The organism is Faecalicatena contorta, assembly GCF_001404335.1.
GTDB classification, from domain to species: Bacteria; Bacillota; Clostridia; order Lachnospirales; family Lachnospiraceae; genus Faecalicatena; species Faecalicatena contortus_B.
Genome location: NZ_CYZU01000111.1, coordinates 1 through 2,748, shown reverse-complemented (window position 1 = coordinate 2,748; position 2,748 = coordinate 1). Strand labels below are relative to the sequence as shown.

The window sequence follows — 2,748 nt, the reverse complement described above, 5'->3', positions numbered from 1 at the left end:
TAGATAATTCTGTCAGCATCTCGTTGGCACTGTCGCTGGCATTCTTCATCGCAATCCTGCGCGCCGAATGCTCGCACAGGGTCGCCTCCGCGATTGCACTGTACAGGTACAAAGCCAGGTACTCCTGGGCCAGGCTGTCAAACAGCTCCCGCCCGGCCGGTTCGTATTCCATCAGAGTCAGGTCACAGTCCCCGGCCTGCCCCCCGGCCTCCAGCGGGAACACCGGGGCTGCCTTCACCTCATGGGAAATCGAGTTCAGGTAGGAGGCATACAGCACCCGGATGCTTGTAAACCGGCCTTCCCGGTACAGCTCCAGTACTTCCCCCGCGAGCCGGTATGCTTCCTCATACCCCATCTCGTCCATCTGCTCCCGCTCCGTCTCCAGCATCTCCAGGCCTTCCCGGAGGCAGAACTCTTTTCCCTTTGTCCCCAGAGCCGCGAAACAGCAGCTGCCTTTTTCTTCCTCTGCAATCTGCCCCGCCGCCTTCGTGATGGAGGTATTGTAGCTCCCGCACAGCCCTTTGCTGCTGGTGAGCAGGAGGTACAGCGTTTCCCCTTCCCTTGGTTCCAGGTACACTTCCGGCACGCCCTCCTCTGTTCGGAGGACCTGGCCGTAAAGCCGCTTTTCCGCCTCCAGGTGTTTCCGGATATAATCGAACCGGTTCGTCGCCTGCTTCAGTTTCGCTGCGGAAACCAGTTTCATGGCATTGGTGATCCTCTCCGTGCTGCTGACGCTTTTCATCCTGCGCTTAATCGCCTGCATCTGGTCAGCCATCGAATCTCCCCGCCTTCCTGCATTCTTCTATGCCCTTCAAAAGCTGTTCCTCTGTCTCCGCTTCCAGTTTCCCCGTATCCGCAATGGCTTTCCCCACATGGGGGTAATTCGTATCCATGTACTGGTACAGTTCCTTTTCAAACCGTTTCACCTGGCTCGGCGCGATGCCCGCCAGATGTCCTTTTACTGCCGCATAAATGATCATGACCTGGTGTTCCACCGCAACCGGCTGGTACTGCCCCTGCTTCAGGATCTCCATCAGGAGCATGCCGTTCTCCAGCCGCTCTTTGGTATCCTTGTCAATGTCTGACCCGAACTGCGAGAACCCTTTCAGCTCCCGGTACTGGGCCAGCATCAGCTTGATCGTTCCCGCCACCTTCTTCATGGCCTTGATCTGGGCGCTGCCTCCTACTCGTGACACCGAGATCCCGGCGTTTACCGCGGGTCTCTGGCCCGAGAAGAACAGTTCCGACTCCAGAAAGATCTGGCCGTCCGTGATGGAGATGACGTTGGTCGGGATATACGCCGACACGTCCCCTGCCTGGGTCTCTATGATCGGCAGCGCCGTAATGGACCCGCCCCCCAGCTCATCGGAGAGCTTTGCGGAGCGCTCCAGCAGACGGCTGTGCAGGTAAAAGACATCCCCCGGGTACGCCTCACGTCCTGGCGGACGCCTCAGCAGCAGGGACATGGCACGGTATGCCACCGCGTGTTTGGACAGGTCGTCATATACGATCAGGACATCTTTCCCTTCATACATGAACTCCTCCCCCATCGCACACCCTGCATAGGGCGCTATGTACTGCAGCGGCGCCACGTCGCTGGCCGTTGCCGACACGATGATGGTATAGCGCATCGCATCCCGGTCTTCCAGCGTCTTCACCAGCTGCGCAATGGTGGACTTTCTCTGGCCGATGGCCACATAGATGCAGATCACGTCCTTGCCCTTCTGGTTAATGATGGTGTCAATGGCGATGGCCGTCTTTCCGGTCTGGCGGTCCCCGATGATCAGTTCCCGCTGGCCCTTTCCGATGGGGATCATGGCGTCAATCGCCTTGATGCCCGTCTGCAGCGGCTGGTGCACCGACTTCCTCTGCAGCACCCCCGGCGCCGGGCTCTCGATGGGCCGTGTCTTATCCGTCTCTACCGGCCCCTTCCCGTCAATGGGCTCACCCAGCGGGTTCACAACCCGCCCAAGGAGTTCTTCCCCTACAGGCACTTCCGCTACCCTGCCTGTGGGACGGACAATGTCCCCTTCCTTGATCCCACGGTCCGCTCCGATGATAACCGCCCCTACATTCTTTTCCTCCAGGTTCATGGCCATCCCGTAGACCCCGCCGGAAAACTCCAGCAGTTCCCCCGCCACACAGTGGCGCAGGCCTGTCACACGGGCTACCCCGTCCCCCACTTCCTGCACGGTGCCAAAATCCGTGATCTCCATCTGGCTTGTATAGGTTTCTATCTGCTTTTTGATCTGGCTGCTGATCTCCTCTGTATTCCACATCATAGAGGACTCCCCCCTTCCGGCCTGCTGCGAAGCCTCAAGCTTAAATCTTCCATTCTTTTCTTCAGGGAAGCATCAATGAGTTTCCCGTCTGCGGAAATCAATACCCCGCCGATGAGGCCTTCATCGATCATGTTCACCAGGGTCACCGGCTTGCCGATCAGTTCCGCCGTCTGCTCTTCCAGACGCTTCACCATTTCTTTCTCCAGCGGCACCACCGAATATACGATCCCACGGATCCCCTGTCTTTCTTCTCCCAGAAGCTCCAGCCCTTCGGCCAGCACCTGGCTGAAATGATACAGGCCCTGGTGGTCCAGCAGGATGCAGAAGAACGCCAGCGTCTCATCGCTGATATGGCTCCCGAATATATCCCGCATCCACTCCAGTCTTGTTTCCTTCCCGATTTCACCCAGCGTCAGCATCTGGAAAAAGTTCTCTTCCTCCATAAGGAGTCTTTTCAGCACAGCCA

At 58.1% G+C, this 2,748-nt stretch carries 3 protein-coding genes; all 3 read right to left on the bottom strand.

Annotated elements, in window-relative coordinates; genetic code table 11:
- Positions 1 to 775 (bottom strand): FoF1 ATP synthase subunit gamma (locus tag ARB69_RS25390; RefSeq protein ID WP_055155396.1); only part of this gene is annotated, 775 nt, incomplete at its 3' end.
- Positions 768 to 2,282: a F0F1 ATP synthase subunit alpha gene (gene atpA / locus ARB69_RS25385; RefSeq protein ID WP_050638644.1), complete on the bottom strand. Its 1,515-nt coding sequence runs from the start codon at positions 2,280 to 2,282 to the stop codon at positions 768 to 770. The genes atpA and ARB69_RS25390, both read right to left, overlap by 8 nt.
- Positions 2,279 to 2,748, bottom strand: a 470-nt coding sequence (gene atpH / locus ARB69_RS25380; protein WP_055155395.1) for an ATP synthase F1 subunit delta, incomplete at its 5' end; no start/stop codon positions are given. The genes atpH and atpA, both read right to left, overlap by 4 nt.